Origin of the sequence: Methylophilus luteus, assembly GCF_042676265.1 — a bacterium.
Taxonomy (GTDB): Bacteria; Pseudomonadota; Gammaproteobacteria; order Burkholderiales; family Methylophilaceae; genus Methylophilus; species Methylophilus luteus.
In genome coordinates this window covers 64,952-89,107 of the sequence record NZ_JBHTKB010000001.1, presented here as the reverse complement: position 1 = coordinate 89,107, position 24,156 = coordinate 64,952, and the positions used below count along the sequence as shown (strand labels likewise).

Genomic DNA, 24,156 nt, shown 5'->3' with positions numbered 1-24,156 from the left:
CCCAACTTCGGTTGGGCTCTTTTTTTGCCTGCGTTCGCTGTGATTCAAAACCCCATGTGATCAGCTGGAGAGTCCATCCGGAATGAGAACGGAGCAACCATGTAAAACTCACGTTTAGGTGGCACAAAACACCAGCGTCTGACCGCTCTTAATGACTCGTTATCCAGCCGTTCAAAACCACTGGACTCCATGATTTCAGCACTGATAACGGCACCACTCATATCGACATGGAATTTCACTTTCACTTTACCCTCTTCACCGAGTCGACGTGATTCGTCAGGGTAGACCGGGGCTTCGCGTTTTTCCTGCTGGTTGCAGATGACCGGTGATTCGTCATGCAGTGCTGGTTGTTGCATGCTGTTAAGTGCCTGCCTTTGCATACTGTGTCTATCGGCGGTCTCCTTCAACACATAATCCGCGCCATGAAAAAACATCATAGCCACAAAAATATAAATGAAGTAGCGGAGTCTGTAGGTGACCTGATTGTATTTGACCAACAGCCGCAACACCGGAATCACGACAGCACGCGCTGCCAGCGTCACCAGGAATGCCAGCGCGGCCACCAGAAAGGAAACGATATCCAGCTTGGTGGCCGAGGCTAGCAGCAAGGCAATGCCGGCCGGGAACAATGAGAAAAAGATATCTTCTCTGGTGATGGCATAACTGGATGCCGGCGGCGGCTTGAAATATGTTTTCAAGGCAGCCAGGTTGAGCTCATCACAGCGACGCTGCCACTGCTTTCTTTGCGCGATATCAGCTTTGGATAATAAAAAACCGGGTAGCCGGCTATGCACTGTGCTGAGATTGATGTTTTTTTGACTGAGCGCTTGCTGATAATCATACGCCAGCTGCCTGAAGTCTTGCAGCCATGCGACTTCCCCCGGGCTAAACTCGCGCAGCGAAAAACCCTGCGTTTCAGTCCAGCGGTAATAGCGGTCAAGCTCGATAAATGTCAGTAATAAGGGATGACGGAAGGTAAAGATCCAGTTCAGGATCTCCAGCTCTATCTGTGAACACTCATCCAGCGAATAAGCATTTAATCGCCCTAAAAACGCCAGCGTGAGCTGCTGGGCCGATTGCTCTTCATGGCGCTCTGCCAGTTGAGACAGCTGGACCAGGAATTCCATCACCGGCAGTTCCGCCCTGGCTACAGGCGGTGCCGGAACCGGCTCAGGGTCGGCTAGCTGGCCCTGCTCGGCTGGCGCATATTCAACTGCTGCATGCCCAGCTGGCTGCGCAGGTTCAGCCTGATCGTCCCGCGTTTGCGGCTGGCTGGCCAGATCATGCAGATACTGCGCGCTGGCGATCTCGTATGCCTGCCTGATATTGCCAAACTCCACCGGGTGGGTGTCGGGGCGGAATTGTTTGATCAGCCTGGCATAGGCGCGCTTGATCTCCTTGCTATCGGCACTGCTATCTATGCCGAGTATCTGGTAAACATCGGTGCTCATCATAGCCTTACCAAACCTCGCCTCTATCCAGGGAGTTCAGGGCACGCAAAAAAGCTTCCCGCGCTTTCAGTATCTCCAGCGGGTCCTGCTTTTCTATGACGGCTATGAATTGTGTCAACAGCAAACGCACATGGTCCCTGCGCTCACCGAGGAATTGTTCATACAGGCGCTCACCACGTTCAAGCAGATAGCGGTTCTCTTCCTGATCGCGCGGATGCACCTTCAAGGCAGCCAGCACTTTCCGGCGCTCTGCGATCTCTTCCGCATCTATAGTGCCGGCCAGTTTGCTGATGACCAGATTTTTATGGATACCGGCATTCTCTACATCGACATCGACTTCCAGCATGCCGTTGATATCATAGGTATAGCGGATAGCAGCGGAAATCTCGCCTTTGGGTCTGGCCGGGATATCCAGCTCTAGCGTTTCAAGTAACACGTTCTTACTGCAATCGCGCGATTCACCCTGAAACACGCGGATACTGAGCTGGGTCTGGCCATCATTGCTGGTCACCACCGTCTGCACGCGGCTGGCGGGCACTATGGTATTACGCTCTATGATAGGTAAAAAGGTCAGGCCTATGGCCTGGTTTTGCTGATCATAATCAAGCACTTCTGTGCCCAGCGTATGCGGGCACACATCGGTTAATACTATCTCATTGAATGCAATATCTTTCGCTATCAGGCCGGCGCAAACCGCCGTGCCCAGCCCTATGGTCTGATCAGGGTCTATATAGCGCGCAGGCAAGCGGCCAAACAACTGGCTCACCAGCTTGCGTATCAGGCCCATGCGAGTGGCACCGCCTACCATCACCAGCTCATCCAGGTCGCCCACCCGCAAGCGTGCATCGCGCAGTGCGCGTTCAATCGGGGTACGCAACCTTTCCAACAGCCCCTTGCATGCTGTTTCAAACTCTTCCAGGGTGATCAGCGCAGATTTTAGCTCGCCAGCCACCTGCACTTGCATGCTGATCTGGTTTTGCTCACTGAAATTACGTTTGGCATCTTCTGCCACAAAACGGATGGCTGACACTATGGCTGGGTTGTGTAGCTGCGCTGCACTGAGCTCGGTCTTGCTGCCAAAAAGGTCTACCAGCACCTGGGTGAAGTCGTCACCGCCAAGAAAGCTGTCGCCACCGGTGGCACGCACTTCCATCACCCCTTCAAACTTCTCCAGGATAGAGACATCAAAAGTGCCGCCGCCAAGATCAAAGATCAGGAATTTGGCTTCGGTCTCATAATCCTGTATGCCATGGAACAAGGCTGCTGCGGTGGGCTCGTTGATCAGTTGCCGCACATTGAGACCGGCCAGTTCACCGGCCACTTTTGTTGCGCGCCGCTGGCTCTCATTGAAATAGGCTGGCACCGAAATCACCACGTCTTTGACTTCAGTACCCAGGTAGATCTCGGCATCGGCCTTCAATGCACGTAAAACCAGCGCGGATAAATCTTCTGGGCTATATTGCTTGCCGCCCAACCTGACCGACTGCTTAGAACCCATCAGGCGTTTAAACGAGTGCGAGGTCAGCTGCGGGAATTTATACAGCCTCTCCCTGGCAGCGGCGCCTACCAGCATGACGTCATCATCAACGCCTACCACTGAGGGTGTTAAAAACTTGCCTGCTGCGTTGGGGATAGCGACCGGGACGCCTTGTTTGAGATAACAGATAAGGCTATTTGTAGTGCCAAGATCAATACCAAGAATCATTTCCGAGTACCTTTTTATTAGTTATTTTTTAATTTTCTGCTTTGCTGCCTGCTGGAATGATGACCCATAAGCAAATAAGCCAAACATATCATGAAAATGATCTGTTTGGCTTAGGCTATGTTTGCTTTCTTGCAAATACAGAATATAACTAAATCGGGTACTTCACTGCCTGAGTGAAAACCTGGGATGGTCTATGCAAATGATAACTGCATGGCCCTCAGCAAGGCAGCTGATTAAACCAGCTGCTTATTTCTTTTGCTGCAATTGCTTCAGTGTGGCCTGACAGCCGTTGTTTTGCTGCGACTCACTGCTGCCCGGGTCCAGAAAAGGCAGAATGGCGGCAAATGGTGTCACCAGTGCCAGCAACACACCGCCGGCCACGCGGGCAGCGATAGGGCCAGGGCTGATAGACACGGCAGGGTCAACAAACGGGCCAGTCACCAGGATAGGCGAGCGTACGGTGAACGGCGAGAAATTCTTCGGGTTAGCCTGCAGCCTGAGGTTGAACTGTTCCTGCCCCAGGTCCATATTGCCATGTATATAAACCGTGGTCACCGGCGTATCTATCAGGGCCGCCTCCGGTGTCAGCACCCCCTGCTTGGCATGCCAGCCCATGGCAGCACATTGCATGGGGATAGAGTGATCGCCTCTTAACAGCAGGCCCACGCTTTGCGCGATATCCAGGCCGGCCGCTTCTACCACCAGGTGCGAGATCTCGCCATCGCGCACCATCAACGCCAGCTGGCCGTCCAGCGATCTCAATAATGCGGCCGTAGAGCGGCCCTGGCCTTGCAGTTTGGCCCTGGCATTCAGCTCGCCGGTGATATAGGCCGGTGCATCCTTGTTGGCCTGTTTTTTGTCTTTATCCTGATTGGCTGCTCTGTCCTCGGGTTTGACCTTGAGCCATTGTTCAAGCTGGATATTTTTCAATGCCAGCTGGATATCCCACTTGGGTAACGGCGGATTTTCAGCTTGCGCTGCTGTGCTGGCTTCTGGCGCATCGATCAACAGCGACCCTGACAGGCTGCCTTGCGCAGTACCGGCATAAAGCTTGGCGACGGTGAGCTTGCGGTCCTGCAAGGTGAGTTGAAAGTCCAGCGGCGAGATACGTTCTTTGAACACACTGCCGAGGTCAGCCGCATCAAAGTGGATCTTGATATCGGCATTCATGCGGTCGTAACTGGCAAAGTCCAGCGACTCATCCGGGAAAATCTTGCCCGGTTTTTTATTGCTGGTGCCTTTCGCGGTAGCTACAGGCGCACCGAATGCCGGGGCCAGATCGGCCAGCACCAATAATGGACCTTTGACGTCACCGGTGAGCCTGGGTTTCAGATCGCCATAGTCATAAACGAACTGCCCGGCCAGCTGACTTTGCCCTATCTTGGCATCCGCGACATTCACTTTCCATTGATCGGTATTTTTTTCAATGCCGGCCGCTATCCTGAATGGTGGTGTGCGTGGAAAAGCCAGGTCCAGCAGGTCACCGACATCGGCTAATGAAGGGCCATCGACGTTGAGCTTGCCTTTCACGCGCTGGCTGCCGAACAGATCATATACCGCGCCATCGAACTTGAAATTGACCGCGCCATATTTGAGCCAGCCTTTGGAGTTGATGGGCGCAGAATCTTTGCCTTGCGTAGCCACCGGCAGAAAACCCTGGGTGACCAGTTCACCCTGCAAGGGGCGTTTGCCAAACTCGCCTTTGACTTTCACGCTGGATTCCGGCGTCTTGAGATGCGCGCCTTCTTCGGTATAAAAGGTAGCGGTCAGGGTGGCTTTAGTCACGGCGTCATTAATACTGGCCTGGCCTTTGCTCACCGATAACTCTTCAATAAACGGGAAAGGACGTGAGGGGCCGCTATCATCCAGCTCGAAATCCCAGGTCGCATGTTTGTCGCTGTCGCGCTTTAAATAGGCATCCAGCTGCTCGGCACGTATGGTTTTGATGCGATACGCCTGGCCTTCTTGCAGCTCTAGCAGGTCGCGATAGCGCAATCTTAGATCCAGGCCATGCGCATCTACCAGATAAGGCACTTTGAATTCTTCAGGCGCGGAGATCTTCAGATGCCCGACCTGCAGGCGCAGCCCACCCAGCAATTGCAGATGGAACGGGCGTTCTATCACCACCTCGCGCTTTAATGTCTTGCTGGTGAAATCCTGCAGCGGCTGGCGTAAAAATGGCCAACCGGCCAGCTCGCAGCAGACGATGATGACTATCAGTGCCAGTAAAATGCCAGCCAGCCAGGCGAGTATCTTGCGCACGGGTCTGTTTGCGGATGACGGCTGGTCTACGGGATTGTTTGTTGATTGATCATTCATGACAACATCTTGCCATGCTCAGGTAGCATGACCAGTCCAGCCAGTCTGACAAGGCTGTAGGAAGATTCTGTCAAAGCGTGTCGTTTAGCGAGTCACAAGCGCAGCAGTCGGTTATAATTTAAAGCATATAGTATTGGACGAGAGCAAAAAATGAAATGGACTGACAGCCAGCGCATCGCTGAAGAACTGTATGACAAATACCCGGACATAGACCCCAAGACCATACGCTTTACCGATCTCATGCAGTGGGTGATGGCACTGGATGGCTTTGATGATGATGTCTCGCGTTGCGGGGAAAAAGTGCTGGAAGGCATACAACTGGCCTGGATAGAAGAAGCCGAATAAATGGCTGCAATGACGCTGCCAGGCTCTATCTTCAAAGCTTACGATATCCGTGGCATTGTCGATCAAACACTGACAGCTGACATTGTTTACCAGATAGGTCTGGCGTTGGGGTCACAGGTGCACGCCCGTGGCGAGCAGTCGCTATACCTTGCTTATGACGGACGTTTATCCAGCCCGGCGCTGGCGGCAGCCCTCACTGAGGGCATCCTCAAAACAGGGGTCAACGTCATTGCGTTGGGCATGGTCACCACGCCCATGCTGTATTTTGCCACCTGCCATTTGCCGCACAGCAGCAGCGGCGTCATGCTGACCGGCAGCCACAACCCGCCACAATATAACGGCCTGAAAATAGTGCTGGGTGGTGAAACGCTGTCCGGCGCCGCCATACAGGCGCTCAGGCAGCAGATAGAACAGCAGCAGTTTCATTACAGCGACCAGCCTGGCCAGCGCTCCGACCATGACATATACCCTGCCTACCAGCAAGCGATAGTGGCCGATATCCGGCTGGCGCGGCCCATGCGTGTGGTCATCGATTGCGGCAACGGCGTGGCAGGTGCTTATGCACCCGCTTTATTTGCAGCACTGGGCTGCAGTGTAGACCCTTTGTTTTGTGAGGTAGATGGTCATTTCCCCAACCACCATCCTGACCCGGTAGAAGCCAAGAACCTGCAGGATGTCATCGCCAGGCTGGAAAGTGGCGATGCCGAGATAGGCCTGGCTTTTGATGGCGATGGCGACCGGCTGGGTGTGGTGACCAAACAGGGGCACATCATACGCAGCGACCGCCAGCTCATGCTGTTTGTGGCCGATGTGCTCAAGCAGCAGCCCGCTGCCAGCGTGGTATTCGATGTCAAGTCCAGCCGCCATTTACGCCACTGGATAAGCCAGCATGGTGGCAAACCGGTGATCTGGAAAACCGGGCATTCGCTGATGAAAGCCAAGATACGCGAAACCGGTGCCGCGATTGGTGGCGAGTTATCAGGGCACCTGTTTTTTAACGATAGCAAACAGGGCAGGCAGCGCTGGTCCGGTTTTGATGATGGCCTCTACAGCGCCGCACGTTTACTCGAGATCGTCAGTCGCGTGGCCGATGCCAGCTCCTTGCTGCAAGCCTTGCCAGACAGCGTCAACACCCCGGAACTACAGATAGCCATGCGTGAAGGCGAGCCGCACGCTTTGATAGAGCAATTGCAACAGGCGGCCCAGTTCCCGGGCGCGACAGAGGTGATCACCATTGATGGCTTGCGCGTGGAGTATGCGTATGGCTTCGGCTTGATACGCGCCTCGAATACCACACCGGTGCTGGTGCTGCGCTTTGAAGCCGATGATGAAAATGCCTTGCTGCGCATACAGCAGACGTTTAAAGAATTATTGCTGAATGCCAGACCAGACTTGAAAATTCCATTTTGAGTCACCATTCAATGAGCATGTCTGATCCTCAACAAATACCCAAACGCTACCGCTCTCGCGGCCAAAGCCTGCTCTATATCGTGCTCTGGCTGGGCCTGGCCGCACTGGTGTGGCTGCTGGTAGATAGAGTACAGCATCCCAACACGCTGGAGCAGGTCGGCAAACTCAGTGTCGCCACCCTGAAACGCGGGCCGGATGGGCATTACAGCGCCGAAGCCCTGATCAACGGCGAACGCGTGCGCGTGCTGGTGGATACCGGCGCCACTGGCGTGGCCATCTCCCAGCATGTGGCTGACCGCCTAGGGCTGGTCAGCACCGACGCGATCAACACGCATACTGCCAACGGCAACGCCGTTTCTTATCTGGTCAGGCTAAAAACGGTGCAGTTGGGCGGCATAGTGGCAAACGATGTCGCGGCTACGATTACACCTGGGCTGGAAGGTGACGCATTACTGGGAATGAGCTTTTTGGGGCGTATGGATGTCAGGCTTTATCGCGGGGTCATGACGATAAAAGATGGCGTCGAGCAGACAATCACAAAAATAAATTAGCATGGACTCAAGCTAACCTGCCATCCTTGAGATCACATCAATACAGGATATGAGTTGACGCCGATGAAGGTATATAACCGGGTGGCTGCGTGGGCTTATCCACGCAGCGCTACATCATCGGAAATTACGGTGCTTCTGAAGGTAATGGCTGGCCTTTTTTGACGATACTGACTGCCTGTGCAAATCTTTTATGGAATGTTGTTTCTGTTAATGTAGTCGCAACATTCACTGTTACACGACGCTTGGTCACCACCGTCACCTTTGTTTCATCATCTTTCACAGGCTCTACCCATGCCCCCATGACGGCACCCCATGAAACCAGATTTACACCACTACTTGTCAGCATGTAGTGCTGATCACGATGCTCTTCGATAGCATCAGCCCCTTCCCATCTGAACACTGTTTTTGCAATTTCCCAAGCTTGCGCTTCGGTGACTGCATAATTCCTCGTTGTTCCCTCAGAACCACTTTGCTTGACTTTGACAACATCCTGCATTGTTGAGCAACCGGAGACCAGGATAGATAACGTTACAAACACCGTAGTTAGGAATTTTTTTGTTATTTTCATTATTATTCTTTCAAATTATTTAAGTAATGATTGGTTAACCCAATCTAACGAAACATTATCAGATTTTGAATTCTTAGGCCATATTGCCAACATACCCTGTTTCAGGTTCAGCAACACGCTTAAGTTGTCTTAGCGTGCCAACTCAGCGCCCTCAACCACCACGCGGAAAAACTGTAATGCAGCCTGATCCTGTATGCGCACACTGGTGGCTACAGTACCACGCGCGCCTGGTGCGATGCCACCGGTGATCAGCATGGATCGGCTCTGGTTCACCAGGCGGCCACGGTTATCGTATTGCAGCATGCGCACTTGCACGCGGCCTACCGCCACATTGCTGTTGTTCTGCACTGCGGCATACACCAGGCCGGTATCATCGGCGATAGGCCCTGAGGGCAGGTAACGGCCCGGATTGCGCGGCAAGTCTATGCGCATGGCACGGCCGGCAGCTTCCTTACCTATGTCTGAATCAGAGCTGGCGGCCAACTGATAATGCTGCAAGGCAAGGCTAGTTTCGCCACGCCCTTCGGCTATTTGCCCCAGTAGAGCATAACCGGGTGCAGTTGGCAGCAAAGCATTGGCTTTTTTCAGGAAAGGTTCTGCCTGTTCTTTCTTGCCTGCATTAAACAGGGCGATACCGCTTTGCACATAAGGCTTGAAATAGTCAGGCTGCAACTGTATGGCCTTGTCGTACAAGGCCAGCGCTTCGGTGGTGTTTTTCTGCGTCAGCGCAATATCGCCTAACAACTCCTGAAACCTGGCTTCTTTAGGTTCTATGCTGATGGCTTTTTTGGCTAAAGACTTTGCCTTGTCGGCATCGCCTTTCTGCAGCGCGGCTTTGCCTTCGTCATACGCTTTATAGGCTTCCTTGGTCGCCATCAGCTTGCTGACTTTTTCGGCATAGACCTGTTTGCCCATCTCGCCGCCTGCGCCGAGTTCAGCCAGCGTGCGCTTGTTTTCGTCGACCCGCTCTTGTGAAGGTGGATGGCTGGCGAACAGGCCGCTGATGAAATCCTGCCGTTTGCCCTCGCTCAGGCGGACAAAGGTTTCCTGCAGAGTCACCGCCGCTGCCGGATCATAGCCAGCCAGCTTCATATATTTCATGCCATAAGTATCGGCCTCAGACTCGGCATCGCGGCCATACTTGCTGGTGATCAGCTGGCCGCCCAGTTGCGCCCCGCCCACCACCATATTGGCATAATTGGAATCACGCGTAGCCAGGCCTACCGCCAGCATCGCCCCTTGCATGAACATGCCCCGCTCCATGCCTTTGGCACCGTGGCGTGCCGCCGCATGCACGATCTCGTGACCCAGCACTGCCGCTAATTCGGCTTCGCTATGCAGCTCATACAGCAGGCCGCGGTTAAACGCGATCTTGCCGCCTGGCATGGCCCAGGCATTGGGTACAGAGTCATTCAGCACTACAAACTCATACGGCAGGTCCGGACGGTCTGATACCGCTGCCAGTTTTTGCCCTACCTGCTGCACATAGCGCGTCAGCTCGGTGTCCAGTATGTAATCACCACCTTGTGACTGGCGCGCAGGACTGTAATTCTGCTGGCCTATCTGTATCTCTTTGTCCTGCGAGACAAACTGGAACTCGCGCTCTTTAGTCACCGGGTTGATGCCGCAGGCCGACAAAGCCGCCGCCAATAAAACCGGGCAAAATATGGTTTTTTTAAGCATGTGTTTAACCCCCGCGTGCTGCGCAGCCATGGTTAAGTGATCACAGTAGGTTGCAGCCTGCCGGTCAATTGCGGCAGCTGCGAGATCTGGTGCGAGACGGTGATCAGCTCCGCCAGGGCGTCCTGCGCATCCAGTTGCTGCTGGGCCGGGTCTTCGGTATAGGCTTCGAGATAGACACGGATGGTTGCGCCTTCGGTGCCGGTGCCGGACAAGCGGATGACCACGCGCGAGCCGCACACGAACAGGATACGCAAGCCCTGACCGTTGCTGACAGAGGCATCGATAGGGTCGGTGTAGCTGAAGTCATCGACAGTGTTGACGGTATAGCTGCCAAATACCTGCCCTGGCAGGCTGGCAAACTGCTGCTTGATATGCTGCATGACAGCCTGCGCCGGTGCGGTCGGTACCGTTTCATAATCATGGCGCGAATAGACATTGCGGCCATATTGCTGCCAGTGTTTGCGCACCAGTGACTCCACACTTTCACCGGTGGCGGCCAGCAGGTTCAGCCAGCACAGCACCGCCCACAAGCCGTCTTTTTCACGTACGTGGTCGCTGCCGGTACCAAAGCTTTCCTCACCGCACAAGGTCACTTTACCTGCGTCCATCAGGTTGCCGAAAAACTTCCAGCCCGTGGGTGTCTCATAGCAATCTATGCCCAGTTTGGCAGCTACGCGGTCAACCGCGCCGCTGGTCGGCATGGAACGCGCCACACCGGACAGACCACTGGCATAGGCCGGGATCAGTCTGGCATTGGCCGCGATCAGCGCCAGGCTGTCAGAAGGCGTCACGAAAAAATGACTGCCTAGTATCATATTGCGGTCACCATCGCCATCCGACGCCGCCGAGAAATCCGGCGCCTGCGGGCCATAGGCGACTTTCACCAGGTCTTCGGCATAAGTCAGGTTAGGGTCGGGGTGACCGCCACCAAAATTTTCCGAGACTACACAATTCATCAGGCTGTCTGGCGGCGCACCCAGCCGGTTGACGAATATTTCCTGGGCGTAAGGGCCAGTCACCGCGTGCATGGCGTCAAACTTGAGGCTATGCCCGGCTGCGAGCCAGCGCTTGATGGCGGCGAAATCAAACATGCTTTGCATCAGGTCGGCATAGTCACTGACCGAATCTATCACCTCTACCTCAAAGCCATCCAGCGTAGTAATGCCTACGGCAGACAGGTCTACTTCCGGCAACTCAGGGGCTATCTTGTAATGGCTGATCTGCTTGCTGTTGGCGAAAATGGCATCGGTGATCTTTTCCGGGGCCGGGCCACCATTGCTGGTGTTGTATTTGATGCCAAAGTCATCGTCAGGCCCGCCAGGGTTATGGCTGGCGGATAAAATAATACCGCCGAAGGTCGTGTATTTTCGGATGATATTCGACGCCGCCGGGGTAGAGAGGATACCGTTCTGGCCGACCAGCACTTTGGCAAAGCCATTGGCTGCCGCCATTTTGATGATCACCTGTATCGCCTCTTTGTTATAAAAGCGGCCATCGCCGCCTACGGTCAGGATGGCATCAGCGGGGATCTGCAAGGTATCAAAAATACTCTGTACAAAATTGTGCAGGTAATGCGCCTGCTGAAACACGCGTACTTTTTTACGTAAGCCGGAAGTACCGGGTTTCTGGTCGGCAAATGGTTGGGTCGCTACAGTTTGAATCAGCATGCACATACACTCAGGTGATTAATCGGTTGCTTTGATTGTATTACAGATTGATGTCAGTTTTTTTGCCATTGCTGCGATTAAGCATGACTTTTTACAATCGCCCCACCCGGAAAACTACGTAAAATCATGAGGAGGATTTACGTGATCGCCTCAGGGTCATTTTGAAACACCGGCGTATAGTGGGAGTCATACAAGTACATCACTGAGATGCACTTAACAACCAAAAGGAGATCATCATGTGGACTAAACCAGCTGCTACTGAAATGCGTTTTGGCTTTGAAGTGACTATGTACGTCATGAACAAGTAATCAGCGCTTATATCAACTATAAGTTTAAGCTGTAACAAAAACCCGCTAATGGCGGGTTTTTTGTTGCCTGACGCTTGCCCAGTTGAGCTTGTGAAGTCAAGCTTGTGAAGTCAGGCCAGCTGCGACCACAGCAAGTTGAGACTCACCGCCATCAGGAAAACAGCAAAGATGCGCTTCAACACCTTGACCGGCAACCGCCTGGTCAGCGCCACCCCCGCCGGGGCGCACAACACACTGAACGGGGCGATCAGCATGATGGCTGGCAGGTAGAGCAAACCAAAGCTATCCGGCGCATGGGCAGACTGGCGGATGGCATCCTGCAGGTAGCTGACCGTACTCGCCAGCGCGATAGGAAAACCCAGCACTGCCGAAGTTCCTATGGCCTGCTTTACCGACACATTGCGCATGGCCAGGTAAGGCACAGTCAAGGTGCCGCCGCCTATAGACACCAGCGCCGAGATCACGCCTATCAGCATTGCCACCAGGCTGATCTCCACCTTACCGGGGACTTTGTGCTGGCTGGGTTTACGGTCTAGAAACAACTGCGTCGCCGCATAAAAAGTAAAAGCGGCAAAAAACAGCGTCAGATAAAGCGCATTGAGATGTATCGCCACCAGGGTAGCCAGCAGCGAACCGACGAATGCCATAGGCACCATGGCCCACACATAGGGCCAGACGATATTCTGGTTCTTATGATGCGCGGCTATGCTGGAAAGCGAGGTGAAAACTATGCAAGCCATAGAAGTCGCCAGCGCCATATGAAAAGCAACATCCGCCGAAAAGCCTTTTGCCATCAGGATGGCATGCAGCATGGGCACCAGCACGATGCCGCCGCCTATGCCGAGCAAACCGGACAACACACCCACCACCACGCCTATCAGGCAAAACAGAGCGTATTGCTCAATAAAAAGTTGTATCCACTCCATACCTGCACCAGCTATCACAAAGCAAAATAGTATAACTGCTAGCCTGGCGCAACTCCATTAGCAAAAGCCGCTTCAGCTCTGCCAGCAGCGATTGAAAACAGCAAAGAATTAAGTTGTGCTAAATGCCAGACAAATCACTTACGCCAGTTTGATTATTTGTTACAATTAATCAATTAGCAATCAAATTCAAAAACTAAAAGGCGGTAAAAGACCAGGCGCTGGGCGCAAGCCTGGGTCGACCACACGGCTGGAGGAAACAGTCGTTATCCGTATCCCTGCCAGCCAGAAACCTGTGGTGAGCAGCCTGATAGAAGCTTATGCAAAAAAGCAGCGTTTTAACCAGGCCAGAGAAAACCTGGATCCTGTAGCAGTATTTACGCAACCAGCACCGCATTTGCACAGCATCAGACTGCCGCTGTTTGAATCCAAAGTACCCGCCGGCTTTCCTTCACCAGCGGATGATCATATAGAAGGCCGCCTAGACCCGAATGAATACCTGATAGACCAGGCTGACACCACTTTTTTTGTAACCATACAGGGCGACTCCATGATAGAAGCGGGATTGATGCCAGGCGACAAGGCGGTGGTAGATAAAGGAAAAATAGCCGTGGTAGGCGATATTGTGCTGGTCATGATTGATGGCGGCTTCACCATCAAAACGCTGGCGAAACAAAAAGATGGCAGCCCCAAATTGCTACCGGCCAACTCCTCAGGCAAATATTCACCTATCCTGATCCAGGAACCAATGCAGTTTGAGATATGGGGTGTGGTGACCGGCTCGTTCAGGCGTTTCAGGCAATAAAAAACCGGCCCCATGCAAGCAGTGGCGGCCGGTTTTTCTGAACGACAGAACAGATTACTTGTTCATCACATACATGGTCACTTCAAAGCCAAAACGCATTTCTGTAGCAGCTGGTTTAGTCCACATGTTGATCTCCTTAATTGATTTTTCGAACCGACTCCGTGTCTGGTTCGTGTAAGTATTATCGGCCCGGGGTTTAAAAAACATGCTATTGCAGACCATGAACAAGCTTTAAAGAATTTCATGAAACGACCCTCATGCAAATAGAGACAGCAAACCTGCAACAGCCGGCAACGCGCGTCATCGCCCTGGTGGACGTGAATAATTTTTACGTCAGCTGCGAACGTGTGTTCAACCCCAAGCTGCGTAACCGGCCGGTGGTTGTTTTAAGCAACAATGATGGCTGTGTCATTTCACGCAGTGCAGAGGCGAAAGCATTAGATATCGCGATGGGCGCACCATGGTTTCAGATCCGCAAGTTTGCCGAGCAGGAAAATGTGTTTGTTTTATCATCAAACTATGCGCTTTACGCGGATATGAGCAACCGCGTGATGTCTATCTTGCGTCAATTCAGTCCATTGCAGGAGATCTACTCAATAGACGAATCGTTTCTGGATTTGAGCGGATTCACGCATGTTGACCTCACTGACTATGCACAAAAGCTCAGGCAAACCGTGCTGCAAGGGACTGGTCTGCCGGTATGCGTAGGCATAGGCAGCAGCAAGACCCTGGCAAAAATGGCTAATCATTGCGCTAAACAACAGCTGGCTTTAAATGGTGTGTGCAATTTTAATGCACTGCCTGAAACTGATGTAGATGCCAGTTTGCGTGAGATTGCGGTAGGCAAGGTTTGGGGTATAGGCCGTGCATTAAGCAAAAAAATGCATGAGCTTGAGATTTTCACCGCTTATGACCTGAAACGTAGCGACGCCGCGACCATGCGCAGTAAATTCAGTGTGGTGCTGGAAAAAACCGTGCGTGAACTGAATGGCACCACTTGCCTGGAACTGGAACAGATACGCGGCCCGCAGCAGCAGATACTCAGCACCCGCAGTTTTGGCCAGACTGTGCGTGACCTGCAAACCTTGCAGGAAGCAGTCACCCTGCTGACTACGCGTGCAGGTGAAAAACTGCGCCAGCGCCAGCTGTTTGCCGGATCTATCCATGTCTATATCCGCACCAGCCCGTTCCGCGACGCCGGGCAGCAATACGATAATGGTTTCAACATAGACTTGCATACGCCGACCAATAGCAGCATGCGCCTGGTTGAAGCCGCATTCAAGGCACTGGGACAGATTTACCGGCCGGGCTATGATTATATGAAAGCGGGCATTTCACTGGGCGCACTGGCCACCGCGCAGGGTCAGCAGCAAGACATGTTTGAGATTTCTGACACGCATGACAAGTCGGTACGGCTGATGCAGACCATAGACAGCATCAATCAAAAAATGGGCAGGGCCACCATTAAACTCGCCAGTGAAGGCGTGCAAAAACACAAACAGGCTGAAATTAAACAGCCCTGGCGCATGAAGCAGGAAATGATGAGCCCGCGCTACACCACGCGCTGGGACGAGTTGCTGCAAGTCAACTGAAGCTGACAGGTCATGGCCTTAAACAGGCTTAAGGCTTAAGCATCAAGCCCCTCTACGATAAATACCCGATACTGCGCTCCCTGATGCCTATGTTGCACTGCCTGCTGATATTTGGGGCTGTGGTACCAGGCCTGGGCCTCTGCCATGCTGGGAAAGCGGTGTATCAGGCATCCTTCAAATGACTGACCTTCCAGAATATCCAGGGCGCCATATCTTGCCAGCGGCGTGACCGAATGCCCCTCGCGGGCGAGAGGGGCCTGGCTGGCATAAATATCCATTTCAGCCTGATCCGTGGTTTTTTCACGCATCATAACCACATAGGCACTCATGCTGACTGTGCTTCTTTTAAAAAGTGAACCAGCGTTTCGGCTGCCAGCGCTGACGAAGCCGGGTTCTGGCCGGTGATCAGCAAACCATCCTGCACCACATACGGCTGCCAGTCTGCAGCTTTAGAGTAATGGCCGCCTTTTGCGGTTAATTCATCTTCCACCAGAAAAGGCACCACATCGGTCAACTCCACCGCGGCTTCTTCAGAATTAGTAAAGCCGGTGACTTTTTTACCTGCCACTAGTGGGCCACCATCCGCATTTTTGGCATGACGCAATACACCTGGCGCATGGCATACCAATGCGACTGGTTTGCCGGCGGCAAGTGTAGTCTCGATCAGGGCGATGGAGTCCTGGCTTTCGGCCAGATCCCATAACGGGCCATGACCGCCTGGATAAAACACTGCATCAAATGCCTGGTGTGAAACTGAATGCAAAGGCACAGTATTCGCCAAAGCCTGGGTAGCCTCTGCGTCATTTTCAAACCGTCTGGTATCGTCGGTTTGAAACGCAGTCTCATTACTCTTAGGGTCCAGCGGCGGTTGCCCGCCTTTAGGGGAAGCCAGTGTCAGTTGCGCGCCGGCCTGTTTAAAAGCGTAATAAGGCGCGGCCAGCTCTTCAAGCCAGAATCCGGTTTTACGGCCAGTATTGCCCAAGGTGTCATGCGAGGTGAGTACGATCAATATATTCATATGAGTGCTCCTGTCTTGATTAAAAATGTATTTACCTGTGTTGGTGATGGAATAATGAACGCTTTGATTCCATTTATGAAATTTATTATGTATATTTCAGTTATTCATATATGAAATAACTAGATGCGTTACGACCTCAACCTGTTACGCGTGTTTCTGGCACTGATGCAAGAGCGCAGCGTCACCCGCGCGGCTGACCGGCTGGGCATCACGCAACCGGCATTATCAAACTCACTGAACAGACTGCGGGATATCCTGCACGACCCATTGTTCATCCGCGAGCGCTATGGCATGCAACCAACGCCAAAAGCGGAACAGCTGGCGCCTGTGATCATGGAAGCGATTGCTCAATTGGATGGCCTGGTTTTCGGTCAACAAGCGTTTGACCCCATGCACTCGGAAATGTTGGTCACTATTGCACCAAACAGTTATGTGGAATACGTGCTGATTCCTGCCGTGGTCGCCAGGTTGCAAGCACTGGCACCAGGAATCAAATTACGGATAACGCCTTATGGGAATGATCTTGCCGAGACGGGCGTGATCTCGGGCACGACTGCGCTGGTCATGGGCAGGTTTGTAGACCCGCCTGACAACCTGGTGGTGCAACATTTGATGGATGACAGCCTTGCTTGTGTAGTCAGGAGCGATCATCCCGACATAGGCGACACCATCACCAAGGCGCAATACGAAACAATGAAACATGTGAATGTCATGCCACCCGGAAAAATGCGCGCAGGCTTGTTCCAGGCCCTGGATCGCCATGGCCTCAAACGTGAAGTCGCGGTGTCAGTCACGCATTTTCTTTCGGTACCGGAAGTCATCGCCACTACCGATTATTGCACTACACTCCCCAGCCAGATCTGCCGTCGCCTGCAGGGCGACAAACGGCTGAAGATTCTGCCTACGCCGGTGGACCTGGGGACTTTCCCTATCGATATGGCCTGGCATGTGCGATACCGGCATGACCCGGCGCATCGCTGGCTACGGACTATGATAGAAGAAGTGGCCAGATCACTTTAGGAAATGTGGGAACTTTGGTTATGCAGGATAAAACAGGCTGCAGTCACTCTGCATCGATCAAGCCGTGTTTCATGGCCAGGCGCACCATCTCCACCGGGCTGTTGACCGACAATTTCTGCTTGATCAGCGTGTAGTAATTGGCGACGGTTTTCTGGCTGATCTTGAGCATATCTGCCACCTCCTCCACCCTTTTACCCTCTGCCAGCAAGCGAAACACTTCGAACTCGCGTGAGGTCAGCTGCTGTAAAGGATTACTCTCGCCTATCAGGGTTTGCAGCGCCACTTTTTGCGCCACGTCCTGGCTGAGGAAAGTGCGGCCTTTGGAGACATCGAGCACGGCTTGCAATAAGTCATCAGCGACGCCGGTTTTAGTGACATAGCCTTTGACACCCGCTTTGAGTGCCTGCGCGGCAAAAGAGACTGCCTCGTGCATGGAAAAAATCACAATCTTGGCATGCGGATAACGCTGCAAAATACGTTTGGCAGCCTCCAGCCCACCCATGCCCGGCATGGAAATATCCATCAATACGACATCGGGCGATACTTCGCCATAAATCTGGTAGGCCATTTCGCCGGTATCCGCCTCGGCCACGATTTCTATTGATTTGTGGCTTTCCAGTAGCCGACGCAAGCCTGAACGCACGACAGTGTGATCATCGACTAAAACAACTTTAACGGTCATGGTGCGGCACCTCTAAGTCTCTCTTCTTTAAATTTCTCGGTGTTTTGAAAGCGTATTTCTATGCGCGTGCCTTGCCCGGGCGCACTGCTGATGCTCATGCTACCCATCAAGCCCTCTACCCGCTCTTGCATGCCAGCCAGACCGTAACCCCGGCTGGGCAGAGAGGCATCAAAACCGCGGCCATCATCTTCTACCCGCATATATAAACCCTGCTCCGCATCGCTCACCACTATCGTCACCCGACTAGCGGCCGCGTGCTTGCTGATATTGGTCAGGCACTCCTGCAATATGCGGTAAACCGTCACCGCCACTGACTCATCCGGTTGCGAAAGCTGATTGGATATCTCGTTCACCACCATGATATTGCGGTTTCTGTCATGCCAGTGGTGTATCAGCTCGGCCAGCGCCAGGCTTAGCCCTAGCTCATCCAACACGCGTGGACGCAAGCGGGCCAGTAGATCCTGGATAGTGAACATCATCTGCCTGGTGATCTGTGCGATGGCGGTGGCACTTTCGCGCGCGACAGAGAGCTTTTTGGCTGCCACCATGGCACTGGCATCGATATGCACTGCTGTTAAATACTGTCCAATCTCATCATGCAGGTCACGCGCCAGCTTTTTACGCTCTTCTTCCTGCAGGTGTATGATCTGCTGCGTCAGCCTGTGGTTATTGCGTATGCTTTGCTCCAGCGTGCTGGCCATGCGGTTGAACTTGTCGCTGATCTCACTGAGTTCTATCTGCTCAAAGCTAGGCAGCCGGCTCTGATATTCACCATGCTCGATCTGGTTCAAGCCCTGAATGATCTGCTTGACCGGCTTGAAGGTCGCTCTCACCATCCAGTAGACAAACAGCAGCACACTCAAGCCAAACAAGCCCACGATCGCCAGCAGGCCGGAAGTATCTTCCCAGATCTCACGCAACTCAAAACTGGGGTCTGGCGTGATCACCAGCTCACCGATAAAGCGTCCGTTCAAAATAATATTCTTACGCTTGGGTTCATTCAGCACACTGGAAATATCCAGCAATTTCACAAACCAGGTCGGCGGGTCTTCCCCCTCATGCTCCTCGCGCGTAGAGCGGTTAGACTCACGCAAATGACCGCTGGGATCAAAAAAGTCCACTTTCAAATGCCGGATATTGGTCAGCTCATCCAGGCGAAAAATATTGATCGCCCCTTTTTCGTCGCGGTTAAGCCAGCCAAAATCAGTCATATAGTGCGCGATTTCAGCATCCAGCAAATGAATCACCAGATTGGTGGTGGACTCTACTTCGGCCAGTACATCTTCGCGTGCATTTTTAACTACTGAAACTGCCCAGGTCAGCAACAACCCGATCAGCAACAGGGTAATAGTCAGGTTGAGTTTGAACTGTAAACTGAAGGATTTCATCATGCTCAAAGGATTGTAAGGTGAATTCACTAAAAACTTTCGGGAATTTCTCCCTACTCATAGCTACAGAAAAAAATTGTTAGCACATGATCAGTTGCCGATTGTAACGTCTCATGCACGCTTAGTGGGAGTCTCCTGACAAGATTGAAATCTCCAATGTGGCCATATTAAGATGACCAACACCAACTTTATGCAGGAAGACTTGCGATGACGCAGTTTAATATTGCCGAGGCCAAAGCCAACTTCTCCAGCCTGGTTAAAAAAGCCATGCAGGGCGAAGAAATCATCATTGCGAAAGATAACAAACCCTTGCTAAGGCTATCCCCGATTTTGCCGGACAAACCAAAAACACCACGGCCGGGGACCGGCAAGCACCAAATTCTCTATCTCGCCGATGATTTTGATGCCACGCCTGCAGGTTTTGAGGAATACATCTAATGCGCCTGTGATTAGATACGCATGTATTTTTGTGGTGGGTGAGTGACAACCCAAAGTTAAGTAAAGTGGCCAGAGAGTTTATTTATGACACCGAAAACATCAAATACGTCAGCGCCGCTACGGCATGGGAGTTAGCCATTAAAGCCGGGTTAGGAAAAATCAAACTCGGCCAAGCAGTCTCAGACTTCTTTGCCACTTACACCGCAGACAATGGCTTTGAAGTATTACCCATTCTGATTGATCATCTCTATCTGACCGAAACACTGCCAACTTGCCATAAAGACCCATTTGACCGGCTGCTTGTCGCTCAAGTCAAAGTAGAAGGTCTGCAACTGATCTCGGCAGACTCCGTTTTTGATGGATATGGCATTAAAAGGCATTGGTGACTCTGATGCATTTCTTGCATAACGCATCAAAGTAACTGGCTCGCTGTACAAGCAGATTAATGGATCACTACACCCCACGGTAAATTACCCACCGCAATATCCTTCAGTTTGGTATTGGTCTCGGTATCAATCATCGAGACATTATTACTGCGGCCATTGGCGACATACAGTTTTTTGCCATCCGGCGTCAGCGCCATATTCCATGGCCGCTGGCCAACCGCTACCGTGGCGATCACTTCGCGGCTGGCGCTATTGATCACACTCACATTATGGTCACCGCCATTGCTGACGTAGATGCGGCTACCATCGGCATTGACCTTGACGCCATTGGAGCGTAAGCCGACCTTGATATTGGCCTGCACTTTCCAGTCTGTGGTAGACACGATCTCCAGCAGGCTGGCGGCTTCATTGGCCACATACGCCCACTGACCATCCGGGCTGAAACCAACTCCGCGCGGGTGTTTGGTGGCGGCGATCAGGTGTTCGGACTTGAGTGATTTGAGATTGATCACATCGACATCATTACTTTCTTCATTGCTCGCCAGCAGCCATTGCTGGTCCGGCGAAAACACGCAATGTTCGGGGTTTTTGCCCTGGGTGGCTATGGTGTGTTTGACCTTGTTGGTCTGCAAATCGACCAGGGCGACGGCATTTTCCTCTTCCAGGCAGGCGGCGAGCAGTTTGCCATCCGGTGAAATGTCTATGCCTTCAGGTTCATCGCCCACCTTGATCAGGGCGGTTTGCTTGTTTTTTTGCGTATCGACTACAGCCACCGCATTTTTATCGCGCACCACCACATACAGTTTCTGATTGCTGGGATGCATGGCCGCCGCCTGGACTTTTTTACCCAGTTTGCCTTTGGCTGGCAACAGCTTGACCACCACATCCGTCTGCGTATCAATGACAGTCACGGTGCCATCTTTTTCATTCGGCACATAGGCAAATGGCTGGGAAAATACCGGTAAACAGAAGCAGGCGAATACACTGGCGATCAAGCTGTGTTGTAGTTTTTTTTGCATAGAGCATCCTTAAAAAAAATCGGCCGGTTGCTGCAACAACCGGCCTGAACATGGAGATATACTTTATGCAAATCAATCAAATTCAGAATTTAAATTGATAGTTGCATCTTATGCGTTCAGGTTTTTAACCAATAGCGGCATGCTTCCCGATTTATCTGGGAATAATTCCCGACGCTACGCTTGCTTGTAATGCTTTCGCCTTGCCGGCTGCTGCAGCCACTGAAGTCTTTTGTGTCCAGACAAACTAGGGAACGCTGCCTATAAACTGGCCAAAAGCGCGTGGCTGTGAGCCAACCTCTATCGATGGCTTTAACGTCAGGCGTTGACCATCGATCACCGCCAGCACATTGTCCATCCAGCTTGCCACCAGCACTTGTTGCCGCGCTGCATCGTAGGCGATGCCCTCTGGCGTGCCCGGCACGCGTATCTTGCGTATCACCTTGTGGCTGGCCAGGTCTATCACTGTTACGCTATCTTCACCGGTATTAGTGACATATAAATACTGTCCCTTACTGTCTGTCGTCGCGCAATAAGGATGCTCGCCGACTGCCAATGTGCTCACCACCTTGTGAGTCGCCGTGTCTATGACACTGATGGCATTTGAATACACATTCACTACAAATAATTGCTTACCATCCGGGCTTAAACTCAGGCCGAAAGGATGCTGCCCGACTTTGACTCTTTGCACTTCCTGGCGTGTACGGGTATCGATCACACTGACATCATTGCTGTCCCGGTTGGCTACATACAAGGTGGCATCATCCTGCGCCAGTTGCATACCGCCGGGCGCGCGGCCAACCTGTATTTGCGCCAGCACCTGCCCACTTTTTGCGGCCACGACCAGCAAATGATCGTGATACCAGTCCGCGACATAAATCTGCTCGCCTGTTTTGCTCACCGTGAGCCCTACTGGCGCAATCGGCAAAGCGATGCTGTGGCTGATCTGCTGGCGCTGCATATCGATCACAGAAAGCGAATGCCCTTCCACATTGCTCACATACACGAGCTGATTGCGGTTATCCACGGCAACCCCCACCGGAGCCTTGCCCACTGCGATGGTATTCACCACTTTCAGTTGCTGAAGATCGACGACAGAGACTGTGTGCGCACCCTGGTTGGTGATATAAGCGTAATCTGCAGCTTTGCCGCACAGCGGCATGCACAAGACCAGCACGCACAACAACAAGGCTTTCAATGTCTGCGCCACAGGCTGCTCTAATCGTGGTTGTATCAGCAAATGGTAGGCTTTTGTTTAAACAGGGGCTTGAGAGGGCGTCCTGCAATGGACAGGGAATTTTTCACACTTGATACGGGAATGATCAGCACCTTGAGAGAAGAACAGGTTGTGCAACAAACCCTAATTCTCAGCCATGATTTTCAACGATAGCTTTCTGCTCAAAATGCGCTGAGAAAGCTGTCATATCGAACGCCTGCCACATTTGCACATGATGGGTGAGTTCATGCGCATGCATGGCACCGCTGGCCATATCAATGACGATACGCTCACGCACCACCATCAGCGCGGGCACTTGCGTGACCTGGAAATTGCCCGCCAGGTCAGTCGCCGTATCTATATCTACCGTGGCAAACATTAACTCTGGGTGCTGGGCGGCTACCTCGGCGTACACTTTGGCGAACGGCTGGCAGGGTGCACACCAGCTGGCACTGAACAAGACCAGCAGGAATTCATGCTCAGTGACACAGTGGTTGAACTGCGCCTGGCTGTCTATGCGCAGCAGGGTGGCGGGTATGGTTGCTGTGGTCATGGTGTTTCCTTTGGTTGTATAGAGACGCCCGAAGTCGGTTTTATAGTAGCGCCCGCCACCGGCAGGCGTTTGCTGGCACCCAGCGTCCAGTGCTGCGGGCCTGCCAGGCTTTGCGAGCAACCCAGCTCCTGCTCTGGTGTTTCAGCGGTCAGCACATGTCTAGTATGGTCAGCGGTTTGTACCTGCATAAACCATCTGTCTACCCATACTTCGACTTGCCAAACCTCTACCGCTGCTTGCGCCGAGTTCAAAGCAGCTTCGGTCAGCCTGACTAAGATCAGCTGGCCGCCATGTGCCAGGCACAGGGAATCATCGGTTTCCACCAGCGTGACCAAACTTTCGGCCTGAGTGACTGGACTTTCGACCAGCGTGACTGGGGCTTCTTCTGCAGCCGCATAGCCACCCTGACAGGCTGCCATGGCCATGAGCGTCAGCAAGCATTTTCTGAATAGATTCACGTCCATGGTTGATCCCGCCGACTTAAACACATATCAGGTTAGGCACATGCTAAATCAGGCACACACCGAAATGCCCAGGGTTTTGAACACCGGCCGCATGGCGACGCAGACTTTCTTGCGCCAGCCGCTGTTGCCAGCGGCAGCGGCGTTCTGGCGTCCGTCTTTCAAGCCTTGCAGGCCTTCTTTGACAAAAGTATCCACTGCACTTTTGGCGGATTCATCATCCTGGCCAGCCGGTGGCTCATTGCCGGTAAACGCGCGGTAGTAGCGGGCGGTCCAGCTCACTTTGGCATTGCCACCATCGGCGCTGACCTTGATCTTGCCATTCAGCGAACTGACAGGCAGCGCTTCCAGGTCTATATCGCCAGACAGCCGGTAAGACACCGTCATCTCGGCGGCCGACACTTCGTCTATCTCTTGCAGCAGCTGCTTGCCATTTTTAAGGGTGATTTTTTGCTGTTTCTCGTTCACAGCGACGCAGGCGCTGACTTGCGGGTGCCACTGCGCCAGGCCGCAAGGGGCGCTGACCCGTTTCCACACCGCGTCTGCCGCGGCATTCACCTGCACAGCTTCATCGGTTTTCTGCGGTGTAGGGCCATGCGCCCAGGCATTTGCACTTATCAACCCTACCAGTAATAAAGACCACTTCATTGT

25 protein-coding genes and 1 pseudogene are annotated in these 24,156 nt (G+C 52.8%); 9 read left to right on the top strand and 17 right to left on the bottom strand.

The window, feature by feature from the left end; translation table 11 throughout:
* Window positions 1–44: 44 nt before the first annotated feature.
* The 3 genes from ACFQ1Z_RS00380 to ACFQ1Z_RS00370 all read right to left on the bottom strand — a co-directional run bounded on the left by ACFQ1Z_RS00380 (window position 45) and on the right by ACFQ1Z_RS00370 (window position 5,475).
* A complete protein-coding gene (locus tag ACFQ1Z_RS00380; RefSeq protein WP_379054510.1) occupies window positions 45–1,454 on the bottom strand; it encodes an energy transducer TonB in 1,410 nt (469 codons plus the stop codon).
* Window positions 1,455–1,458: 4 nt separating this feature from the next.
* Window positions 1,459–3,156, bottom strand: coding sequence for an Hsp70 family protein (locus ACFQ1Z_RS00375; protein WP_379054508.1), 1,698 nt, complete (start codon window positions 3,154–3,156; stop codon window positions 1,459–1,461).
* Between the two features lie 246 nt (window positions 3,157–3,402).
* Window positions 3,403–5,475: an AsmA family protein gene (locus tag ACFQ1Z_RS00370; protein ID WP_379054506.1), complete on the bottom strand. Its 2,073-nt coding sequence runs from the start codon at window positions 5,473–5,475 to the stop codon at window positions 3,403–3,405.
* Between the two features lie 150 nt (window positions 5,476–5,625).
* Here ACFQ1Z_RS00370 and iscX point away from each other — a divergent pair, with 150 nt between their 5' ends.
* The 3 genes from iscX to ACFQ1Z_RS00355 are packed head-to-tail and all read left to right on the top strand — an operon-like array spanning window position 5,626 to window position 7,781.
* Window positions 5,626–5,820, top strand: a complete 195-nt coding sequence (gene iscX / locus ACFQ1Z_RS00365) for a Fe-S cluster assembly protein IscX (protein WP_379035354.1) — start codon at window positions 5,626–5,628, stop codon at window positions 5,818–5,820.
* 9 nt (window positions 5,821–5,829) lie between these two features.
* The gene (locus tag ACFQ1Z_RS00360) at window positions 5,830–7,230 is read left to right on the top strand and encodes a phosphomannomutase/phosphoglucomutase (RefSeq protein WP_379057146.1); all 1,401 of its coding nucleotides are present in this window, start codon (window positions 5,830–5,832) and stop codon (window positions 7,228–7,230) included.
* Window positions 7,231–7,247: 17 nt separating this feature from the next.
* Entirely contained in the window at window positions 7,248–7,781 is a 534-nt protein-coding gene (locus ACFQ1Z_RS00355; protein WP_379054504.1) for a retropepsin-like aspartic protease family protein, read from the top strand.
* A gap of 124 nt (window positions 7,782–7,905) precedes the next feature.
* Here the strand turns inward: ACFQ1Z_RS00355 and ACFQ1Z_RS00350 are convergent, their stop codons facing one another.
* The 3 genes from ACFQ1Z_RS00350 to ACFQ1Z_RS00340 form a co-directional block, all read right to left on the bottom strand.
* Complete coding sequence (locus tag ACFQ1Z_RS00350; RefSeq protein WP_379054502.1) at window positions 7,906–8,349, bottom strand: hypothetical protein; 444 nt, start codon at window positions 8,347–8,349, stop codon at window positions 7,906–7,908.
* A gap of 129 nt (window positions 8,350–8,478) precedes the next feature.
* A complete protein-coding gene (locus ACFQ1Z_RS00345; RefSeq protein WP_379054500.1) occupies window positions 8,479–10,032 on the bottom strand; it encodes a M48 family metalloprotease in 1,554 nt (517 codons plus the stop codon).
* 32 nt (window positions 10,033–10,064) lie between these two features.
* On the bottom strand, window positions 10,065–11,699 hold the full coding sequence (locus ACFQ1Z_RS00340) for an alpha-D-glucose phosphate-specific phosphoglucomutase (RefSeq protein WP_379054498.1): 1,635 nt from the start codon (window positions 11,697–11,699) through the stop codon (window positions 10,065–10,067).
* A 236-nt stretch (window positions 11,700–11,935) separates the two neighbouring features.
* Between ACFQ1Z_RS00340 and pqqA (ACFQ1Z_RS00335) the strand changes: the two genes are divergently transcribed.
* Window positions 11,936–12,007: a pyrroloquinoline quinone precursor peptide PqqA gene (gene pqqA, locus ACFQ1Z_RS00335; RefSeq protein ID WP_081624291.1), complete on the top strand. Its 72-nt coding sequence runs from the start codon at window positions 11,936–11,938 to the stop codon at window positions 12,005–12,007.
* A gap of 110 nt (window positions 12,008–12,117) precedes the next feature.
* Here the strand turns inward: pqqA (ACFQ1Z_RS00335) and ACFQ1Z_RS00330 are convergent, their stop codons facing one another.
* Window positions 12,118–12,933 carry a sulfite exporter TauE/SafE family protein gene (locus tag ACFQ1Z_RS00330; RefSeq protein ID WP_379054496.1) on the bottom strand — a complete coding sequence of 272 codons (816 nt, stop codon included), beginning with the start codon at window positions 12,931–12,933 and terminating at the stop codon, window positions 12,118–12,120.
* A gap of 172 nt (window positions 12,934–13,105) precedes the next feature.
* Here ACFQ1Z_RS00330 and ACFQ1Z_RS00325 point away from each other — a divergent pair, with 172 nt between their 5' ends.
* On the top strand, window positions 13,106–13,735 hold the full coding sequence (locus ACFQ1Z_RS00325; RefSeq protein WP_379057145.1) for a LexA family protein: 630 nt from the start codon (window positions 13,106–13,108) through the stop codon (window positions 13,733–13,735).
* Between the two features lie 54 nt (window positions 13,736–13,789).
* On the opposite strand, the gene pqqA (ACFQ1Z_RS00320) is transcribed toward ACFQ1Z_RS00325, so the two are convergent.
* Entirely contained in the window at window positions 13,790–13,861 is a 72-nt protein-coding gene (gene pqqA / locus ACFQ1Z_RS00320) for a pyrroloquinoline quinone precursor peptide PqqA (RefSeq protein WP_081624291.1), read from the bottom strand.
* A gap of 131 nt (window positions 13,862–13,992) precedes the next feature.
* Here pqqA (ACFQ1Z_RS00320) and ACFQ1Z_RS00315 point away from each other — a divergent pair, with 131 nt between their 5' ends.
* Complete coding sequence (locus ACFQ1Z_RS00315; RefSeq protein WP_379054494.1) at window positions 13,993–15,327, top strand: Y-family DNA polymerase; 1,335 nt, start codon at window positions 13,993–13,995, stop codon at window positions 15,325–15,327.
* 35 nt (window positions 15,328–15,362) lie between these two features.
* Here the strand turns inward: ACFQ1Z_RS00315 and ACFQ1Z_RS00310 are convergent, their stop codons facing one another.
* Both ACFQ1Z_RS00310 and ACFQ1Z_RS00305 read right to left on the bottom strand, forming a co-directional pair.
* Window positions 15,363–15,656, bottom strand: a complete 294-nt coding sequence (locus ACFQ1Z_RS00310; protein WP_379054492.1) for a DUF1330 domain-containing protein — start codon at window positions 15,654–15,656, stop codon at window positions 15,363–15,365.
* The gene (locus ACFQ1Z_RS00305) at window positions 15,653–16,345 is read right to left on the bottom strand and encodes a type 1 glutamine amidotransferase domain-containing protein (protein ID WP_379054490.1); all 693 of its coding nucleotides are present in this window, start codon (window positions 16,343–16,345) and stop codon (window positions 15,653–15,655) included. Before ACFQ1Z_RS00305 ends, ACFQ1Z_RS00310 begins: the two co-directional genes overlap by 4 nt.
* Before the next feature lie 123 nt (window positions 16,346–16,468).
* Between ACFQ1Z_RS00305 and ACFQ1Z_RS00300 the strand changes: the two genes are divergently transcribed.
* Window positions 16,469–17,365 carry a LysR substrate-binding domain-containing protein gene (locus ACFQ1Z_RS00300; protein ID WP_379054488.1) on the top strand — a complete coding sequence of 299 codons (897 nt, stop codon included), beginning with the start codon at window positions 16,469–16,471 and terminating at the stop codon, window positions 17,363–17,365.
* A 43-nt stretch (window positions 17,366–17,408) separates the two neighbouring features.
* Here ACFQ1Z_RS00300 and ACFQ1Z_RS00295 read toward each other — a convergent pair whose 3' ends face one another.
* Window positions 17,409–18,047 carry a response regulator gene (locus ACFQ1Z_RS00295; RefSeq protein WP_379054486.1) on the bottom strand — a complete coding sequence of 213 codons (639 nt, stop codon included), beginning with the start codon at window positions 18,045–18,047 and terminating at the stop codon, window positions 17,409–17,411.
* Complete coding sequence (locus tag ACFQ1Z_RS00290) at window positions 18,044–19,438, bottom strand: ATP-binding protein (RefSeq protein WP_379054484.1); 1,395 nt, start codon at window positions 19,436–19,438, stop codon at window positions 18,044–18,046. Before ACFQ1Z_RS00290 ends, ACFQ1Z_RS00295 begins: the two co-directional genes overlap by 4 nt.
* 204 nt (window positions 19,439–19,642) lie before the next feature.
* Here ACFQ1Z_RS00290 and ACFQ1Z_RS00285 point away from each other — a divergent pair, with 204 nt between their 5' ends.
* Both ACFQ1Z_RS00285 and ACFQ1Z_RS00280 read left to right on the top strand, forming a co-directional pair.
* On the top strand, window positions 19,643–19,873 hold the full coding sequence (locus ACFQ1Z_RS00285) for a type II toxin-antitoxin system Phd/YefM family antitoxin (protein WP_379054482.1): 231 nt from the start codon (window positions 19,643–19,645) through the stop codon (window positions 19,871–19,873).
* 23 nt (window positions 19,874–19,896) lie between these two features.
* Window positions 19,897–20,259, top strand: a pseudogene (locus tag ACFQ1Z_RS00280) (type II toxin-antitoxin system VapC family toxin); the annotation flags it as partial.
* Between the two features lie 56 nt (window positions 20,260–20,315).
* Here ACFQ1Z_RS00280 and ACFQ1Z_RS00275 read toward each other — a convergent pair.
* The 5 genes from ACFQ1Z_RS00275 to ACFQ1Z_RS00255 all read right to left on the bottom strand — a co-directional run bounded on the left by ACFQ1Z_RS00275 (window position 20,316) and on the right by ACFQ1Z_RS00255 (window position 24,153).
* A complete protein-coding gene (locus ACFQ1Z_RS00275; protein WP_379054480.1) occupies window positions 20,316–21,278 on the bottom strand; it encodes a beta-propeller fold lactonase family protein in 963 nt (320 codons plus the stop codon).
* A 244-nt stretch (window positions 21,279–21,522) separates the two neighbouring features.
* A complete protein-coding gene (locus tag ACFQ1Z_RS00270) occupies window positions 21,523–22,485 on the bottom strand; it encodes a YVTN family beta-propeller repeat protein (RefSeq protein ID WP_379054478.1) in 963 nt (320 codons plus the stop codon).
* A gap of 157 nt (window positions 22,486–22,642) precedes the next feature.
* On the bottom strand, window positions 22,643–23,044 hold the full coding sequence (locus ACFQ1Z_RS00265; RefSeq protein WP_379054476.1) for a thioredoxin family protein: 402 nt from the start codon (window positions 23,042–23,044) through the stop codon (window positions 22,643–22,645).
* Complete coding sequence (locus tag ACFQ1Z_RS00260; RefSeq protein WP_379054474.1) at window positions 23,041–23,508, bottom strand: hypothetical protein; 468 nt, start codon at window positions 23,506–23,508, stop codon at window positions 23,041–23,043. Before ACFQ1Z_RS00260 ends, ACFQ1Z_RS00265 begins: the two co-directional genes overlap by 4 nt.
* Before the next feature lie 48 nt (window positions 23,509–23,556).
* Window positions 23,557–24,153: an SRPBCC family protein gene (locus tag ACFQ1Z_RS00255; protein ID WP_379054472.1), complete on the bottom strand. Its 597-nt coding sequence runs from the start codon at window positions 24,151–24,153 to the stop codon at window positions 23,557–23,559.
* Window positions 24,154–24,156 lie beyond the last annotated feature (3 nt).

What these genes read in the sequence shown, in the direction of transcription:
- ACFQ1Z_RS00380 (WP_379054510.1), bottom strand. Translation starts at nt 1,454, where the DNA reads ATGATGAGCACCGATGTTTACCAGATACTCGGCATAGATAGCAGTGCC.
- ACFQ1Z_RS00375 (WP_379054508.1), bottom strand. Translation starts at nt 3,156, where the DNA reads ATGATTCTTGGTATTGATCTTGGCACTACAAATAGCCTTATCTGTTAT.
- ACFQ1Z_RS00370 (WP_379054506.1), bottom strand. Translation starts at nt 5,475, where the DNA reads ATGAATGATCAATCAACAAACAATCCCGTAGACCAGCCGTCATCCGCA.
- iscX (WP_379035354.1), top strand. Translation starts at nt 5,626, where the DNA reads ATGAAATGGACTGACAGCCAGCGCATCGCTGAAGAACTGTATGACAAA.
- ACFQ1Z_RS00360 (WP_379057146.1), top strand. Translation starts at nt 5,830, where the DNA reads ATGACGCTGCCAGGCTCTATCTTCAAAGCTTACGATATCCGTGGCATT.
- ACFQ1Z_RS00355 (WP_379054504.1), top strand. Translation starts at nt 7,248, where the DNA reads ATGTCTGATCCTCAACAAATACCCAAACGCTACCGCTCTCGCGGCCAA.
- ACFQ1Z_RS00350 (WP_379054502.1), bottom strand. Translation starts at nt 8,349, where the DNA reads ATGAAAATAACAAAAAAATTCCTAACTACGGTGTTTGTAACGTTATCT.
- ACFQ1Z_RS00345 (WP_379054500.1), bottom strand. Translation starts at nt 10,032, where the DNA reads ATGCTTAAAAAAACCATATTTTGCCCGGTTTTATTGGCGGCGGCTTTG.
- ACFQ1Z_RS00340 (WP_379054498.1), bottom strand. Translation starts at nt 11,699, where the DNA reads ATGCTGATTCAAACTGTAGCGACCCAACCATTTGCCGACCAGAAACCC.
- ACFQ1Z_RS00330 (WP_379054496.1), bottom strand. Translation starts at nt 12,933, where the DNA reads ATGGAGTGGATACAACTTTTTATTGAGCAATACGCTCTGTTTTGCCTG.
- ACFQ1Z_RS00315 (WP_379054494.1), top strand. Translation starts at nt 13,993, where the DNA reads ATGCAAATAGAGACAGCAAACCTGCAACAGCCGGCAACGCGCGTCATC.
- ACFQ1Z_RS00310 (WP_379054492.1), bottom strand. Translation starts at nt 15,656, where the DNA reads ATGAGTGCCTATGTGGTTATGATGCGTGAAAAAACCACGGATCAGGCT.
- ACFQ1Z_RS00305 (WP_379054490.1), bottom strand. Translation starts at nt 16,345, where the DNA reads ATGAATATATTGATCGTACTCACCTCGCATGACACCTTGGGCAATACT.
- ACFQ1Z_RS00300 (WP_379054488.1), top strand. Translation starts at nt 16,469, where the DNA reads ATGCGTTACGACCTCAACCTGTTACGCGTGTTTCTGGCACTGATGCAA.
- ACFQ1Z_RS00295 (WP_379054486.1), bottom strand. Translation starts at nt 18,047, where the DNA reads ATGACCGTTAAAGTTGTTTTAGTCGATGATCACACTGTCGTGCGTTCA.
- ACFQ1Z_RS00290 (WP_379054484.1), bottom strand. Translation starts at nt 19,438, where the DNA reads ATGATGAAATCCTTCAGTTTACAGTTCAAACTCAACCTGACTATTACC.
- ACFQ1Z_RS00285 (WP_379054482.1), top strand. Translation starts at nt 19,643, where the DNA reads ATGACGCAGTTTAATATTGCCGAGGCCAAAGCCAACTTCTCCAGCCTG.
- ACFQ1Z_RS00275 (WP_379054480.1), bottom strand. Translation starts at nt 21,278, where the DNA reads ATGCAAAAAAAACTACAACACAGCTTGATCGCCAGTGTATTCGCCTGC.
- ACFQ1Z_RS00265 (WP_379054476.1), bottom strand. Translation starts at nt 23,044, where the DNA reads ATGACCACAGCAACCATACCCGCCACCCTGCTGCGCATAGACAGCCAG.
- ACFQ1Z_RS00260 (WP_379054474.1), bottom strand. Translation starts at nt 23,508, where the DNA reads ATGGACGTGAATCTATTCAGAAAATGCTTGCTGACGCTCATGGCCATG.
- ACFQ1Z_RS00255 (WP_379054472.1), bottom strand. Translation starts at nt 24,153, where the DNA reads ATGAAGTGGTCTTTATTACTGGTAGGGTTGATAAGTGCAAATGCCTGG.